This window comes from Paractinoplanes lichenicola, from assembly GCF_016785085.1.
Lineage (GTDB): Bacteria > Actinomycetota > Actinomycetes > Mycobacteriales > Micromonosporaceae > Actinoplanes > Actinoplanes lichenicola.
Window position 1 is genome coordinate 23,291 of record NZ_JAENHO010000021.1, and the last position, 15,639, is coordinate 38,929.

14 protein-coding genes are annotated in these 15,639 nt (G+C 69.7%); 9 read left to right on the forward strand and 5 right to left on the reverse strand.

The window, feature by feature from the left end; all coding sequences use genetic code 11:
- Nucleotides 1-2: 2 nt before the first annotated feature.
- From JKJ07_RS45980 to JKJ07_RS45995, 4 genes are all read left to right on the forward strand, one after another.
- Nucleotides 3-587: a TetR/AcrR family transcriptional regulator gene (locus JKJ07_RS45980; RefSeq protein ID WP_203078110.1), complete on the forward strand. Its 585-nt coding sequence runs from the start codon at nucleotides 3-5 to the stop codon at nucleotides 585-587.
- A gap of 57 nt (nucleotides 588-644) precedes the next feature.
- On the forward strand, nucleotides 645-2,282 hold the full coding sequence (gene pgi, locus JKJ07_RS45985; protein WP_203078111.1) for a glucose-6-phosphate isomerase: 1,638 nt from the start codon (nucleotides 645-647) through the stop codon (nucleotides 2,280-2,282).
- Between the two features lie 33 nt (nucleotides 2,283-2,315).
- Entirely contained in the window at nucleotides 2,316-3,386 is a 1,071-nt protein-coding gene (locus JKJ07_RS45990) for a winged helix DNA-binding domain-containing protein (RefSeq protein ID WP_203078112.1), read from the forward strand.
- A 64-nt stretch (nucleotides 3,387-3,450) separates the two neighbouring features.
- The gene (locus JKJ07_RS45995; RefSeq protein ID WP_203078113.1) at nucleotides 3,451-4,779 is read left to right on the forward strand and encodes a carbohydrate-binding protein; all 1,329 of its coding nucleotides are present in this window, start codon (nucleotides 3,451-3,453) and stop codon (nucleotides 4,777-4,779) included.
- Nucleotides 4,780-4,818: 39 nt separating this feature from the next.
- Here the strand turns inward: JKJ07_RS45995 and JKJ07_RS46000 are convergent, their stop codons facing one another.
- Nucleotides 4,819-5,781: an FAD-dependent oxidoreductase gene (locus tag JKJ07_RS46000; protein WP_203078114.1), complete on the reverse strand. Its 963-nt coding sequence runs from the start codon at nucleotides 5,779-5,781 to the stop codon at nucleotides 4,819-4,821.
- Nucleotides 5,782-6,069: 288 nt separating this feature from the next.
- Here JKJ07_RS46000 and JKJ07_RS46005 point away from each other — a divergent pair, with 288 nt between their 5' ends.
- Nucleotides 6,070-7,011, forward strand: a complete 942-nt coding sequence (locus JKJ07_RS46005) for an SCO2521 family protein (protein ID WP_203078186.1) — start codon at nucleotides 6,070-6,072, stop codon at nucleotides 7,009-7,011.
- Nucleotides 7,008-7,961 carry a DUF6879 family protein gene (locus JKJ07_RS46010; RefSeq protein WP_203078115.1) on the forward strand — a complete coding sequence of 318 codons (954 nt, stop codon included), beginning with the start codon at nucleotides 7,008-7,010 and terminating at the stop codon, nucleotides 7,959-7,961. Before JKJ07_RS46005 ends, JKJ07_RS46010 begins: the two co-directional genes overlap by 4 nt.
- On the opposite strand, the gene JKJ07_RS46015 is transcribed toward JKJ07_RS46010, so the two are convergent.
- Genes JKJ07_RS46015 through JKJ07_RS46030 form a run of 4 tightly spaced genes read right to left on the reverse strand, consistent with a single transcriptional unit; the run spans nucleotide 7,946 to nucleotide 12,509 of the window.
- Entirely contained in the window at nucleotides 7,946-8,917 is a 972-nt protein-coding gene (locus JKJ07_RS46015) for an SCO2522 family protein (RefSeq protein WP_307834791.1), read from the reverse strand. The two genes, JKJ07_RS46010 and JKJ07_RS46015, sit on opposite strands and share 16 nt — an antisense overlap.
- On the reverse strand, nucleotides 8,902-9,819 hold the full coding sequence (locus JKJ07_RS46020; RefSeq protein WP_203078116.1) for an SCO2523 family variant P-loop protein: 918 nt from the start codon (nucleotides 9,817-9,819) through the stop codon (nucleotides 8,902-8,904). Before JKJ07_RS46020 ends, JKJ07_RS46015 begins: the two co-directional genes overlap by 16 nt.
- Nucleotide 9,820: 1 nt before the next feature.
- Complete coding sequence (locus JKJ07_RS46025) at nucleotides 9,821-11,683, reverse strand: SCO2524 family protein (RefSeq protein WP_203078117.1); 1,863 nt, start codon at nucleotides 11,681-11,683, stop codon at nucleotides 9,821-9,823.
- Between the two features lie 43 nt (nucleotides 11,684-11,726).
- Nucleotides 11,727-12,509, reverse strand: a complete 783-nt coding sequence (locus tag JKJ07_RS46030) for an SCO2525 family SAM-dependent methyltransferase (RefSeq protein ID WP_203078118.1) — start codon at nucleotides 12,507-12,509, stop codon at nucleotides 11,727-11,729.
- A 591-nt stretch (nucleotides 12,510-13,100) separates the two neighbouring features.
- Here JKJ07_RS46030 and JKJ07_RS46035 point away from each other — a divergent pair.
- Genes JKJ07_RS46035 through JKJ07_RS46045 form a run of 3 tightly spaced genes read left to right on the forward strand, consistent with a single transcriptional unit; the run spans nucleotide 13,101 to nucleotide 15,385 of the window.
- A complete protein-coding gene (locus JKJ07_RS46035) occupies nucleotides 13,101-14,186 on the forward strand; it encodes an LLM class flavin-dependent oxidoreductase (RefSeq protein WP_203078119.1) in 1,086 nt (361 codons plus the stop codon).
- Nucleotides 14,183-14,770 carry an FMN reductase gene (locus tag JKJ07_RS46040; RefSeq protein ID WP_203078120.1) on the forward strand — a complete coding sequence of 196 codons (588 nt, stop codon included), beginning with the start codon at nucleotides 14,183-14,185 and terminating at the stop codon, nucleotides 14,768-14,770. The genes JKJ07_RS46035 and JKJ07_RS46040 overlap by 4 nt, the downstream gene beginning before the upstream one ends.
- A gap of 51 nt (nucleotides 14,771-14,821) precedes the next feature.
- Nucleotides 14,822-15,385, forward strand: a complete 564-nt coding sequence (locus tag JKJ07_RS46045; RefSeq protein WP_203078121.1) for a histidine phosphatase family protein — start codon at nucleotides 14,822-14,824, stop codon at nucleotides 15,383-15,385.
- The last annotated feature ends 254 nt before the right edge of the window (nucleotides 15,386-15,639 follow it).

The window sequence follows — 15,639 nt, forward strand, 5'->3', positions numbered from 1 at the left end:
GCATGACTTTGCGCGAGGCCAAGCAGCAGCGAGCCCGGGAGCAGCTCGTCGAGGCGGCCTTCGCGCTGTACGCCGAGCGCGGCTTCGCCCAGGTCTCGGTGACCGACATCGCCGAGCGGGCCCAGGTCGGCCGCACGACGTTCTTCCGCTACTTCGGCGACAAGCAGGAGGTCCTGTTCGCCGACGAGCAGCGCCTGATCGAGGAGTTCGCCGCCGATTCCGGCACGAGCGAGCCGCCGCCGCGTGATCTGCCCACCGCGCTGTCGCAGCTGTGGGAGCTCGCCTACGCCAAGCGCGACATCGTCCTCGGCGACAAGGCGATGTTCCCCGTACGGCAGAGGTTGATCGCGACGGTCCCCGAGCTGCAGGATCGCGCCGGCCGCAAGATGCAGCGGATCGCCGAGGCGCTCGAGGCGGCGCTGCTCAACCGGGGCGCCGACCCCGAGCTGGCCCTGCTCGCGGCGCAGCTCGGGATCGCCTGTTTCCGGGTGGCGCTGCAGACGGCGGGGGAGGATCCGGAAAGAGTGATGCCCACGATGGAACGCGTCGTCCACCAAGTGATCTCCACGGCGTCACCGTCGCACTGACACGATTCGTGCCAGGATGAGGACGAGAGTCCGGGTTCGAGGAAGAGACTAGGACAGATGAGCGAACACGTTTCCGACAGCGCCGAGTGGCTTGCGCTGCAGGGCCACGCCGAGAAGTTCAACGGGGTGCACCTGCGCGACCTCTTCGGCAGCGACCCGAAGCGCGGCGAGCGGCTGACCGCGCAGGTGGCCGACCTCACCGTCGACTACAGCAAGAACCTGGTCAACGACGAAGTGCTGACCGCCCTGGTGGCGCTGGGCGAGCGGGCCCGGCTGCGCGAGCGCACCGCCGCGATGTTCGCCGGCGAGCACATCAACGTCACCGAGGACAGGGCCGTGCTGCACACCGCGCTGCGCCTGCCCCGCGACGCCTCGCTGGTGGTCGACGGGCAGGATGTGGTGGCCGAGGTGCACGAGGTGCTCGACCGCATGGGCGCGTTCAGCGACCGCGTGCGCTCGGGCGAGTGGACGGGTCACACCGGCCAGCGCATCAAGACGGTGGTGAACATCGGCATCGGCGGGTCCGACCTCGGCCCCGTGATGGCGTACGAGGCCCTCAAGGACTTCAAGGCGCCCGAGATCGAGTGTCGCTTCATCTCCAACATCGACCCCACCGACCTGCACGAGAAGACGCACGACCTCGACCCGGCGACGACGCTGTTCATCGTCTGCTCGAAGACGTTCGGCACGCAGGAGACGCTGACCAACGCGACCGAGGCGCGCAACTGGCTGCTGGCCGGCCTGGGCTCCGGCGCCGGCGCGGACGCGGTGGCCAAGCACTTCGTGGCGGTCAGCACGAACGCCAAGCGGGTCGCCGACTTCGGCATCGACACCGAGAACATGTTCGGCTTCTGGGACTGGGTGGGCGGCCGTTACTCGCTGCCCTCCGCGGTCGGCCTGTCCGTCATGATCGCGGTCGGCAAGGAGCACTTCGCCGACATGCTGGCCGGCTATCGCGCCGTCGACGAGCACTTCCTCAACACGCCGCTCGAGTCGAACGTGCCGGCCCTGCTGGGCCTGCTCAACGTCTGGTACGACACGTTCCTGGGCGCCCAGTCGCACGCCGTCCTGCCGTATTCGCAATATCTGCACCGCTTCGCCGCCTATCTCCAGCAGCTCACGATGGAGAGCAACGGCAAGTCCGTACGGCTTGACGGGTCGCCCGCGCCGTTCCAGACCGGCGAGGTCTTCTGGGGCGAGCCCGGCACGAACGGTCAGCACGCGTTCTACCAGCTGATCCACCAGGGCACCAAGATGATCCCGGCCGACTTCATCGGGTTCAGCAAGCCGAACCACGACATCGGCGAGATGCACGACCTGTTCATGTCGAACTTCTTCGCGCAGACCGGCGCGCTGGCGTTCGGCCGCACGCTCGACCAGGTGCTCGCCGAGGGCACGTCGCCCGAGATCGCGCCGCACCGGGTCATGCAGGGCAACCACCCGACGACGACGATCCTGTCCGAGCGGCTGACCCCGGCCGTCCTGGGCCAGCTGATCGCGCTCTACGAGCACATCACGTTCACCCAGGGCACGGTGTGGGAGATCAACTCCTTCGACCAGTGGGGTGTCGAGCTCGGCAAGGTGATGGCCAACCAGCTGGCGCCCAAGCTGACCTCGTCGTCGGCGCCGGCCACGGACGACGACTCGTCGACCAACGCGCTGATCAAGCTGTACCGCTCGCAGCGCGGCCGCTGAAAAACGTCGTACCCGGGCTCTAGGGTCGTCGGCATGAACTCGTCGACGGCCCTGGGCCTGCGGATGACCAGCCTGCTGCTGCGCGGCAACGCTCCGGGCGACGTCGCGGGCGTGGTCGAGTGGTTCGGCGCGATGCAGGCGCAAGACGTCAACAGCGCCCTGTGGTCGCTCGGCTGCCGCCTGCCCGGCTGGTCCCTCGAGCAGGTCAACGACGCTCTGGAAGACAAAACCGTCCTGCGTACGTGGCCCATGCGCGGCACGGTCCATTTCGTGCCCGCGGCCGACGCCCACTGGATGCTCGACCTGATGGGTGTACGTGCCCTGGCCGGGGCGAACAAGCGCCGCGAGACGCTCGGCCTCGACGAGCCGACGGTCGATCGCGCCGTCGAGATCCTGGGCACGTCCCTCAAGGGTGGCGGCCGGCTCGCCCGCTCCGAGTGCCTGACCGCGCTGACCGACGGCGGCGTCGAGGTCGCCGGCCAGCGGGGTTATCACCTGCTTTGGTATGCGGCTCAGCGCGGGGTCACGGCGATCGCGCCCCACGTCGGCAAGGAGCAGACGTTCGTCCTGCTCGACGAGTGGGTGCCCGAGCCCCGCCGCCCCGCGCGCGAGGAAGCCCTCGCGATCATCGCCCTGCGCTATTTCCGCAGCCACGGCCCGGCCCCGCGTAAAGACCTGGTCGGCTGGACGGGCCTGACGATGACCGACTGCCGCGCGGGCATCGCCGCCGCCGGTGACCAATTGACCACGGTGGACGTCGACGGCGTCGAGATGATCATGGCGGCCGACGCTCCCGACCTCGGCCCGGGGGAGTGGCTGGCGCTGCCCGGCTTCGACGAATACATGCTGGGCTACAAGGACCGCTCGCTGATGACCGACGACTTCGAGGCGGTCGTCCCGGGTGGCAACGGCGTCTTCCGGTCGACGCTCGTGCAGGCGGGCCGGGTCCGTGCGACCTGGACCCGCACGCTCACCAAGAAGGGCGTCACGGTGACCGTCGACCCATTGACGACCTTCACCGCATCCGACCGCAAAGCCGCAGCCGAGGCCCTCGAGCCGTACGCGGCCTATCTCGGTTTGCCGCTGACTGTTAAGAACCCTTGATATTTAAACATGTGAACTCCATGATGTGCGTAACGCAAGTCACAGACGCGTCTAGGGAGTCGCCATGGGTGTCCGTCGGAGAGTGTTGGCGCTGGCCGTAGCGGTCGGAGTGGCGGCCGGCGGATTCGCCGTCGCCGTGGCCGGCGGGGGAGTCGCGTCCGCCGCCGTGGCCTGCTCGGCCACGGTCTGGCGCGAGGGCCCGACCTACACCGCGGGCCAGCAGGTCACCTACAACGCCCACCTCTATCAGGCGCTCGTCACGCACACCGCCTGGGCGGGCACGGGCTGGAACCCGGCCGCGACGCCGACGCTGTGGCGCGACCTCGGCTCCTGCACGGGCGGCCCGACCACCCCGCCGCCCACCACGACCCCACCGCCGACGACCCCGCCCCCGAGCACGCCGCCCCCGAGCACCCCGCCGCCCACCACGCCCCCGCCCACCGGTTGTGCCGTGCGCGGCAAGCCCGCCGGCAAGGTGCTCCAGGGCTACTGGGAGAACTGGGACGGCGCCGCCAACGGCGTGCACCCCGGCATGGGCTGGATCCCGATGAACGACAGCCGGATCACCCAGCACGGCTACAACGTGCTCATGGCCGCCTTCCCCGTGATCCGCTCCGACGGCACGGTGCTGTGGGAGAACGGCATGGACGCCGGCGTGCGGGTGCCCACCGTGGCCGAGATCTGCGCGGCCAAGCAGCAGGGCGCGACGATCCTGATGTCGATCGGCGGCGCCACTGCGGGCATCGATCTGAGCTCGGCCGCCGTGGCCGACCGGTTCGTCACCACGATCGTGCCGATCCTCAAGCAGTACAGCTTCGACGGCATCGACATCGACATCGAGACCGGCCTGACCGGCAGCGGCAACATCAACCAGCTGTCGACCTCGCAGGCCAACCTGATCCGCATCATCGACGGCGTGCTGGCCGCCATGCCCGCCAACTTCGGCCTGACCATGGCGCCCGAGACGGCATACGTCACCGGCGGCAGCGTCACGTACGGCTCGATCTGGGGCTCGTACCTGCCGATCATCAAGAAGTACCTGGACAACGGTCGCCTGTGGTGGCTCAACATGCAGTATTACAACGGCTCGATGTACGGCTGCGGCGGCGACTCGTACGGCGCCGGCACGGTTCAGGGCTTCACCGTGCAGACCCAGTGCCTGGCCAACGGGCTGACCATCCAGGGCACGACGATCCGGATCCCGTACGACAAGCAGGTCCCCGGCCTGCCCGCCCAGCCCGGCGCGGGCGGCGGCTACATGGACCCGTCGCTGGTCACCCAGGCCTACAACAGCGTGCCCGGCATCAAGGGCCTGATGACCTGGTCGATCAACTGGGACGGCTCCCGCGGCTGGACGTTCGGCGACAACGTGAAGCGCCTGCAGGGTCGTTAGGAGAGTGTCCGGGCCGGCGCGGCAACGCCGGCCCGGCCGTCAGAGCAGCCCGAGAACGATCTCGGCGGCGTCGTCGGCGCAGCCCCACGAGAGGCTGACGCCGGCGCCGCTGTGGCCGTAGTTGTGAACGAGGTGCCGGTTGCCCAGCGGTTCGTGCTCCACGCGTACCTCGGGGCGGGACGGCCGGATCCCCGTGCGGTGGCCGACGATCTCGGCGTCGGCGATGGCCGGGAAGATCAGGCTGCACCGGGCCACGATGTCGCGGGCGATCTGGTCGTCGGGCACGGCCGAGGCCTCGCCCTTCTCGGCGCTCCCGCCCAGCAGCAGCGTGTCGCCCTGGGGCAGCAGGTAGGTCATCTCGCCCAGCTCGTCGGTGTGCTCGGCGAAGAAGTCGGTCAGGCCCGGATTGCGTACGGCGACCAGCTGCCCCCGGATCGGCTGGACCTCGGGGTCGGGCACCAGCTCGCGCGCGCCCACGCCGCTGCAGTTGACCACGATCGGCGCGTCGTCGAACGCATCGCCCAGCGTCTGCAGGCGCTGCCCGAACACCAGCTCGCCGCCCGCGACGATCAGCCGCCGCTGCAGCTCGTGCAAGTAGGACGGCATGTCGATGATCGGCGCGGTGTAATGCCAGCCGCTCACGAAGCCGATCGGCAGATCCGCCGGCACGCACTCGCGATAGCCGGGCAGCCCGACCGCCCAGTCCGGCGACGGGATGGGCACGCGGGAGGCCTCGACGCCGTCGATGACCCGTACGCCCGGGAAGTGATTTTGTGCCAGCTCCACGAAGACCTCGTAGGAGCGGGCGGCCCACTGCTCGACCCTCGGATGCTTGGCGTAGATCGGGTCCCAGATCGCGCCCGCGGCGGCCGAATGGCTCTCCCAGGGCTCCTGCTCGGCGCGGATGCGCACCTTCACGCCGCTCTCGGCCAGGCGGACGCCCGTGGTCAGGCCGGACACACCGGCGCCGACGACGAGCACATCGGGTCGGTCTGAGGTCACCTTCCGAAGCTAACGGCGATCGATCCCCCGGCGCGCGGACGCGAGAATTTCTCCGGGCACTGCGGCTTTTCGCGCGCGAACCTTGTCACTCAGCACAATGGATGGTAGGCAATACCACTCACCGTTCGTGTGCGATCACCCACGGTGTTGCAATCCGCCGACCTTTGCGTTCCAATCGAACGGCTGGCGTCATGCGGCCCGGGGGACGCGCCGCTGGAGAGCGGACCCACATCGTGGTGCGTACGCTCCCCAGGTTCCCCGTGCCGTCGAAGATGGGGGTTGCCTGACGTGCTCATCGTGGGTGAGGTCCACACCGGCCTGCTGCGCGGTCGTGGCCCCATGAGGGCGAGCGACGCCGCGCTCCTGGTCGACCTGGTGGCGGGCGAGCCGGTGCTGCGGCTCGACCGTCCGCGCGCGTACGTGCGCTCGCCCGACCGTCCCGTCGGGGTCGACTGCCCGCTCGGCGCCGCCGCCTCGGCGCGGCAGGTCCGCGGCATCGGCACCGTGCTGCAGCGCGCCGCCGTCGTGGGCGGCCACATCGTGCAGGGCACGGCCTGGGCCGCCCTGACCCCCGCGACCGGCAGCGCCCGCGAACCCTGGTCGCATTACCTGGCCCGCCCCGGCGTGATCGAGGCCGTCGGACGGGCCCGCCCGGCCGAGCTGGCCGACGCGTTCGCCGCCCCGGCCCGCGATCCCGCCGCCCTCGACCTGGGCGAGATCGCCGGCCGCGCCTCCGACGTGGTGCAGAGCGCCGTCCCCGCCGACGGCCGCCCCCGCGAGCGGCTGCGCCTGCCCCGCACCCGGCTCCGGTTCGTCATCGAGCAGGCCGAGACCCCCGGCCCGCCCCGGCTCACCGTGCACGACGACCAGCTGCGGGTGCTGCGCGTGGCCCTGCCGGCCGGCATTGAGCCCCGGCGGCTGGTCGCCTTCGGCGAGGATCTGGCGCTGCACGACTGGCTGCTCACCTCGGTCAACAGCCTGGTCGAGCGGGCCGAGCTGGGCATCCTGCCGTTCGACGAGTCGCTGCGCCGGCTGCGCCCGGCCGTCCAGCACCTGCTGCACCTGTGGCTGCCCGGCCGCCGCAGCGACCTCGCCCGCGACCTGTGGGAGCAGGTCGAGCGGCGGGACGCGCTGAGCGACCAGTGGAAGCTGCTCCGCGATCGCATCCGCGACCTGGTCGCCCTGGCCGCCGTCGACGCGCGGTCGAACCAAGGGGAGCCGGCCCGGTGAGCGTTCCGGCACGCCAGGTCGGCGAGGGGTCCGGGGTGATCCGGACGGCCCTGGTCACGGTGGGCACCGGCGGCACCACGTTCCTGATCACCAACGGGCTCAACCAGCCGCAGGCGATCTGCATCATGCTGTCGATCCTGATCGGCGGCATCGTGCTGATGGTGCGCTTCCTGGTCGAGTTCGAGAAGCGCCTGGCCGCCGTCGAGAAGCTCGAGACCGACGGCATGGCCGCCATGAAGCAACTGGTCGGCGACGCCTTCTCCAAGATCAACGAGGCGACCGAGCTGTTCGGGTCGGTCGAGGCCTCGGCGCTGCAGACCGACCTGGTGACCCAGCTCGTGCGCAACTCGACGGCCATCTCGCCCGACTCGCCGCCGATCGTCTACCAGTTCGTCCAGGCGAAGATCAAGGAGACGTCGGACTTCCTCAAGCAGCTCTCCGAGGGCGGCACGGTCACCTACTACGGCGAGGACCGCGACTGGCTGCTCGGGCTGACCCGGCACGCCACCGAGAGCGTCGACGCGATCAGCCTGGCCGCCGTCGACCACGACCTGTGGAACAGCGAGATCGGCCAGCGCTACCTCGACGCCCAGCGCCGCGCGGCCCGGGCCGGCAAGCGGGTGCGGCGCATCTTCGTGCTCGACCGGCCCGAGATGGAACGCGACAGCGACCTGCTCCGGGCGTACGAGGAGCAGCGGCAGATGGCGATCGACGTGCGGCTGCTCGACCGGTCGGCCGTCCCCACCCCGCTGCAGGTCCAGCTGCGCGACCTGATCGTCTTCGACGACATCCTGGCCTACGAGACCACGCCCACCATCAGCGATCCGCAGCTCGCGCAGGTGGCCGAGACGCGGCTGGTGCTCAACGACGCGCGCGTCAAGGAGTGCTCGCAGCTGTTCCGCGAACTGTGGGAGGTCTCCCGCGAGCTGACGGCTCAGAGGAACGCGTAGCCGATCCGCCCGACGGTCTCGTCCGGCAGGTCGATCCCCTCACCCTTGGCCCGTTTGAGCACCTGCTCCGCGGCCACCGGGTCGACGGCGACGTTGCCGAGGATCGTGCGCACGGCCAGTTCGATCGGCAGGAACCGCGAATCCAGCGCCGTGAAGGTGCGATAGGCCCGCATGGGCGCGGCCTTCGGGTTGAGCTGGACGATCGGCGCCATCATCTCCCACTCGACCGGCAGCGTCTCGGGCGTGGCCGGCACCGGGTCGGCGATCGGATGGCCCAGGTGCCGCAGCAGGCCGAGCCGTTGCAGCTGCCACACCGCGGCCAGGAACGGGCACGACCACAGCCGCCCGCCGTCCGGCTGGTCGGCCCAGAGCTCGACGTCGACGAAGATCGAGTGGTTGCGGACGGCGCTCTGCCGCGGCGGCCGCCACTGCCGGGGCGCGGCCATCGCCGACGCCGACGTGCCGGGGGAGCGTTCGCCGTTGCTCAGCCAGCCGGTCACGCCGGTCGCGGGCCGCCCGTTGGCGCCCTCGGCCGGCTCGTCGACCAGGTGTTCCTGCACCAGGCGGGCCACGTCGACCTCGCCCGCCCGCGCGCAGCCCGACTCGCGGGCCACGTAGTCGATCGTCAGCCCGGCCGCCCCGGCCGCGGCCACGAGCATGGTGACGACCTCGCGCGGCGACGAGAACCGGGTGAAGTAGTCGTCGATCAGGAAACACGTGCTGATCCGCGGGCGGCCCTTGGTGATCGACTGCTCGGTCTGCCGCACGGCGGTCTCGGCCCACGGGCGTACGCGGTCGAAATGCTGCCGCAGCCGGGACTCGCCCTCGTTGAAATCCTCCATGTAGAGGTGGCCCAGCTCGAGCGACAGGTGCGACAACGCAACCGAGCGGACCGGCGCGGACGGCCCGCCAAGCTCGGTGGCCAGCTCGTCGGCGGTCGTCACAGACCGACCCACGCGTTCTCGTCGACGATCTTCTTCGACAGCTCCTCGAAGGCGGCCACCGTACGCTCGTTGGCCGTGCGGTGCAGCCACACGTCGTCGTTGGAGAGCAGCTGCTCCTGCCACTGCAGCACCGGGTCGAGCGGCACCTCGCCGATCATGTTGAGCCGGCCGACGCCCTTGCGCGCCGCGAGCTCCTGCAGCCGCTTGTTGCAGACGTCGAGCCAGGCCAGCTGCTCGGGGCGCAGGCCGGCCTGATCGGGCGCCGACGGGTCGAGCACCGCCGTACGCACGAAGCGGATCGCCTCGCGCAGCGCCTCGGGGTCGTGGCCCAGATGCCCGCCGGTCTCGATGATGCCGTGCCGGCCGTAGACCAGGCCGCTGGCCGCAATGATGTGCTGCCGGGTCCACCGGTGGAAGACCAGCCAGCGGGCCTCGACGTCGCGCAGCGCCTTGGTCTGCGTGGCGGCCAGCACGATCTCGGTCGCGTAGGACCGGCCGGCGCTCAGGTCGACCAGGATCAGGTCGTACTCCTCGTCGAGCCGCTGGAACAGCGTGACGCACCGCTCGACGACGCCGGGCTGCGAGCTGAACTCGCCGCGGCCCACGTCGCCGGGCACCAGCGTCAGCCGGCCCGCCCCGGCCGGGCGGTTGCGCAGCGCCTCCCGCTGCGAGTCGGCCCACACGTTTATCCGCCGCGGTTCGGGCGTGCCGTCGATCAGATAGCTGTGCAGGCCACCCTCCTCGACGCCGGCCAGCGCCTCGGGCAGGTCGAAGATCGCGCCGGACGTGGGGGAGCCGAAGTCGAAGTCGAGATAGCAGGCGTCGTAGCCCTGCAGCGCGTGCCGATAGGCCAGGTTGCTGCTGGTCACCGAGCGGCCCGTGCCGCCCTTGTCCGAGGTGGCGAAGAGGATCATCTCAGCTGACCCCGCTGTCGGCCCGCCGCGCCGCGGAGAGCCGGTCGAGCTTGCGCAGCACCTCCTCGGTCACCGCCACGGCCACGCCGGGCCGCTCGCGGCGCACGGCCCGCGCCCGCCGCAGCTCGGTGCCGATCCGCTCCAGCTCGACCCGCAACGTCTCGCCGCGGGTCGTCGTGCCGTTGAGCAGCTCGCGGTCGTAGAGGTGGTCGGCCTCGTTGAGCAGGTCGGCCGCGATCTGGGTGAGCAGGGAGCTGCGCAGCGGCGGGTTGTTGATCAGCCGCGCCGCCACGACCAGACAGTCGACCACGCGCTTCGTGTAATACCAGGACACCTCGCGGACCTCGTCCGGCAGGTATTTGTAGGCGCCGGCCGGCCTGTCCCACAGCCCGTGGTCGTCGCCCTCGCGCAGCACCCGTTCCTGCAGGTGCGACCAGATCGCGTCGGCCAGGTCGAGCAGGCGCGAGCGGATCGGCCCGTCGTCGACCATGTCGGCCAGGGTCAGCGCCCGCTTGAACAGCGTGGGCGAGATGTCGGCGACCGTCCAGGCCAGCCGGGGGCCGCCGTTGTCCTCGCTGCCCTCGAGCGGGAAGTGCAGGCCCGGATAGTGCACGTTGACGGCGGACTCGGGCTCCGTCGACCGGCGGGTGATGCGGCCGCGGTTGGCCAGCTCCTCGAGCACCTCGGCCACCCGGCGCAGTTCGGTGTTGGTCGGCCGGACGACCTGCATGTTCTGGATGACCACGCCGGTGACGAGCAGACTGAAGTAGTCGAACTCGATGCCATCGGTGGTGCGCCACGGCAGGTCCTCGATCGGCCAGCGGCCCGACCCGAACGTGGCGATCGCCGCCCAGTAGGAGCGGGTGAGCTCGAAGCGCAGCTGCAACGACTGCGCGAGGCGGGCCTGCTCGCTGTCGAGCAGGCCGAGCAGCCGGGTGCGTTCCGACGAGAGCGCCTGGATCGCGTCCATCGCCACGGTGGTGAAGTAGAGGTAGGGCGCGTTCTGCGCGGCGCCGGCGCGCTGCTCGCCGATCATGGCCGAGGTCTCGATCTCGGGCGCCTCCTTGACGACCCCCCAGGACCAGCCGCACTCGAAAAGCCGGTTCGGATTGTCGAGCTCGTTGCCCTCGGCGGCGCCGGAACCGATCGTGACGTCGTCCCGCAGGCGGGCGTTGATCTCGCGGAGCGCCTCGCGGAGCTCGTCGGCGACCTGATGGTTGGGCCGCCGCTCCTGGTTGACCGTGCGCAGCAGCTCACGACCGGAGTTGCTCTCGGCGGTGAAGACGTTGACCGTGAAGCTGCGCAGCAGGCCGGCCATGGCCGCCGTCAGCCGCACGTTGGCCGCCCGCTCCAGCTCGTCGACCTGCTTGAGCAGCGACGCCCGGGTGACGACCTGCCGGAAGATCTTGGTGAACCCGATCGTGGCCAGCATCAGCGTGACCGAGATCGAGAACGAGTCGACCACGTCGAGCTCGCGCTGCTCCTGCTTGATCTCGACGCCGGGGCCGTCCCCCTCGTCCTCGTCGACCGAGAAATACGAGTCGCCGGAGAAGACCGGGGTGCCGTCGGGATCGGTGTACCGGTCGATGTAGCTGCGCAGCGCCCGCAACAGCCGCTGCGGGATCTGCAGGTTGTCGCCGACCGGCCGCAACGTGTCGAGCACGTCGTTGGCGACCGCGTCGGGGCGATCGAGCCGGAACAGCGGGATCTCGGTGGCCGGGGCCATGATGCAGAGCAGCTGCTCGGCATCGCTGATCGAGTTGTTGCCGCTGCGCCCGCCCGGGAACCATTCACCGTCGTGATAGGACACCCGTGCCGTTGATCGCCAGATGTCGAGAAGCTGCTGGCGTGGCTGGATCTGCATGTGTGCGCCGTCACCTACCCGTCCGTGGGCCTGTGTTGGAGCGCTACTTCTTCCGCCCGGTCGCGACCATCATGCCGCCGTAACCCTCGCGGAGGTCGTTGCTCTCCACCATCTCAATGTCCACGTTGCGCGCAACCGGGGCAAGGGCCTTCTCGACGTCTTCCGGGCCGATCGAGCAGGCGGGGAAGAACTGTCCCTTCACGACATACCCGGAGGAGTCACGCATGAACGCGGCGGCGAACGGGGCCCCCGGCCGCAGCACCCTGACGAAGTTGCGGGCGGCGCGCTGGAACTCATCCGTCCGGGTGGTGATCGACTCCGCGACGAAGAACATGGTGCCCAGGTCGTAGCGGTCGGGGGCCATGCTGAAGACGCTGCCCTTCTCGACCACGGCCCGGTCGTGCAGCACGCCGAGCGGGTTCCTGATCGGCTGGTACTCCGGGCGGCCGGAGGCGATCTTGTCCCAGAACTCGCGCCACGAGCCGTGCGGCTCGGCCAGCTCGTGCTGGAGCCACACCCGGTTGGTGTAGGCCCGCTCGAACAAGGTCACCCGCGCGGAGTACGGCAGCATGACCATCGCGGGATACAAGTTGGCGCCCGCGCCCACATCGATCGCGTGCCGCATGGCGTTGCGCCCGGGTGCGTTGCGCTCGAAGAAGCCGGCCACGATCTCGATGATGCGGGCGTCGTCGGGCCGCAGCTCGCCATAGTTGTGACTGAAGTAAGCCTGTGAGTCGAAAGTGTCCCAGTCCACATCGCCGTTGCCCACCAGGGGCGTGACGACGTCGGCAGGCGGCGCCAGCAAACGTGGATCGCTCTCAGCCACAGGACTTTCCTTCCGACGCACAGCTGCAGACGTGATCGGCGGTCGAACGCGGGAACGTGCCGCAGTTGGCCAGTTCCTCAACTGTAAGTTGCGGTCTAGTCACTCCGCATCCTCCAGCCGTCCGCCGTTGCCGGGTTGCACATTAGGACATGTGCCCTCCCCTAGCGATACGCCGCCCGGTCACCGTTCGGATGAGTTTTCGGTCGTTTTCACCCACGACTTCCGAGCGTTACATGCCCGCCACAACATTGCCGCCCTAAATGTCCGTCATCCAGCGGGAAGTCGGCAATCCCCCTACCACCCGTGTCCGTCAATCCTCCGGGTACGCCTCCGGATCGCGCTCGAGGATCGCTCGTCTCTGGCGTTACCACCGGGGACATCCCGGTCGTGCGCTACGGCCCGGTGTTTCGCCGGGCCGGGCAGGGAACCCCGGTTCCGGCCCGCTGCGGTTGTGGGAGGCGACGAGCGTACGGGGAATGTGACCTCCGCCGCAGCGTGAGTTCTTTGATTTTGAAATAGTTGCCCGATCAAAGAGGTTGAGGGTGGCAGTACGCGGGGCTCATCGGGTCCCGGGGGCAGAGGGAGCGGGTCATGCAGTTCGGAATCTTCAGCGTCAGCGACATCACGACCGACCCGACCAACGGGCAGACGCCGACCGAGCACGAGCGCATCAAGAACATCGTGACGATCGCCAAGCACGCGGAGGAGGTCGGGCTCGACGTCTTCGCGCTCGGTGAGCATCACAACGAGCCGTTCTTCTCGTCGTCGCCGACCACCACGCTCGGCTACATCGCCGCGCAGACCGACAAGCTGCTGCTGAGCACCGCGACCACGCTGATCACCACCAACGACCCGGTGAAGATCGCCGAGGACTACGCGATGTTGCAGCACCTGTCGGGCGGCCGCGTCGACCTGATGATGGGGCGTGGCAACACCGGGCCGGTCTATCCGTGGTTCGGCAAGGACATCCGGGCCGGCATCCCGCTCGCCATCGAGAACTACGCGCTGCTGCACAAGCTGTGGCGGGAGCACGTCGTCGACTGGTCGGGCAAGTTCCGTACGCCGCTGCAGTCGTTCACGTCGACCCCGCGCCCGCTCGACGGCATCCCGCCGTTCGTCTGGCACGGCTCGATCCGCAGCCCCGAGATCGCCGAGCAGGCCGCCTTCTACGGCGACGGCTTCTTCGCCAACCACATCTTCTGGCCGAAGGAGCACACCCAGCGCATGATCGCGCTCTATCGCGAGCGGTTCGCGCACTACGGCCACGGCGACCCCGACCAGGCCATCGTCGGGCTCGGCGGGCAGGTCTTCATGCGCAAGAACAGCCAGGACGCGGTGAAGGAGTTCCGGCCGTATTTCGACAACGCGCCGGTCTACGGCCACGGCCCGTCGCTGGAGGACTTCACCAGCCAGACGCCGCTCACCGTGGGCAGCCCGGAGCAGGTCATCGAGCGCACGCTGGGCTTCCGCGAATACGTGGGTGACTACCAGCGCCAGCTGTTCCTGCTCGACCACGCGGGGCTGCCGCTCAAGACCGTGCTCGAGCAGCTCGACCTGCTCGGCGAGGAGGTCGTGCCCGTGCTGCGCAAGGAGTTCGCCTCGCTCAAGCCGGCCCACGTGCCGGACGCGCCCACCCACGCCTCGATGCTCTTGAAGGCCCAGGAGGTCACCGCATGACCCGCAAACTCGTCGTCGTCTCCGCCGGTCTGAGCCAGCCGTCGTCCACGCGGCTGCTGGCCGACCAGCTGACGGCAGCGGCTGTCAAGGACAACGACTTCGACGTCACGGTGATCGAGCTCCGCGACCTGGCCCACGACATCGCCAACCACCTGCTGACCGGCTTCCCGCCCGCCGCCCTGAAAGAGGCGCTGGACGCGGTGGCCGGCGCGGACGGCCTGATCGCGGTCACGCCGATCTTCACGGCCAGCTACAGCGGGCTGTTCAAGTCGTTCTTCGACGTGGTCGACAAGGACGCGCTGGTCGACAAGCCGGTGCTGATCGCGGCCACGGCCGGGACGGCCCGGCACTCGCTGGCCCTGGAACACGCGCTGCGGCCGATGTTCGCGTACCTGCGGGCGGTCGTGGTGCCGACGGCGGTGTTCGCGGCCACCGACGACTGGGGCGCCGACTCGTCGGACGGCTATCTGCAGTCCCGCATCACCCGGGCCGCTTCGGAACTGGTGGCCGAGGTGGGCCGTCGCGAGCCGGTCACGGTCGTGGACCCGTTCGCGCTGACCGTCGACTTCAAGGACCTCCTGTAAGACACGCGGCGGCGGGGTAGAAAGAAGCCAGCCGACTAAGGAGTCACCGTCATGGGCGAGATCGTGCTGATCCGGCACGGGCAGACCGAGTGGAGCGCGAACGGCAAACACACGTCGTACACGGACCTCGATCTGACCGCGGACGGCGAGCGCCAGGCCCGCGCCGTCGCGCCCCGCATCAAGGGCCGCGACTTCGTGGCGGTGATCTCCAGCCCCCGGCGGCGGGCGCTGCGCACGGCCGAGCTGGCCGGCCTCTCGGTCACGGAGACCACCGAAGACCTGGCCGAGTGGAACTACGGCGAGTACGAGGGCATCACCTCGGCCACGATTCATGAGACGGATCCGGACTGGTGGCTCTTCCGCGACGGGGCTCCCGGTGGCGAATCGCCTGCCCAGATCGCCGAGCGGATCGATCGGGTGCTGGAAAAGGCCCGGCCCTTGCTGGACGAGGGAGACGTGGCGCTGATCGGGCACGGCCACGCGTTGCGGGTGGTCGGGTCGCGGTGGCTCGGGCTGCCGGCCGAGTACGGCGGCCGCTTCAAGCTGGGCACGGCGACGTTGTCGATCCTCGGGTTCGACCATGGGCGCCCGGCGATCGACTCCTGGAACGCCTAGATTCCCGTACGCTCGTCGCCTCCCACAACCGCAACGGGCCGGAACCGGGGTTCCCTGCCCGGCCCGGCGAAACACCGGGCCGTAGCGCACGACCGGGATGTCCCCGGTGGTAACGCCATCAACACGCCGCGTCGACGAACGGGCCCAGATGTTCCAGCGGCTGTGGGATCAGGCCTCGGTCTGGACCGATCCCAAGGCCCGGAAAGGCGCCGTCTGAAGTTTGTGGTGTGGCTGCCTGGTGTTGATCGACGGCC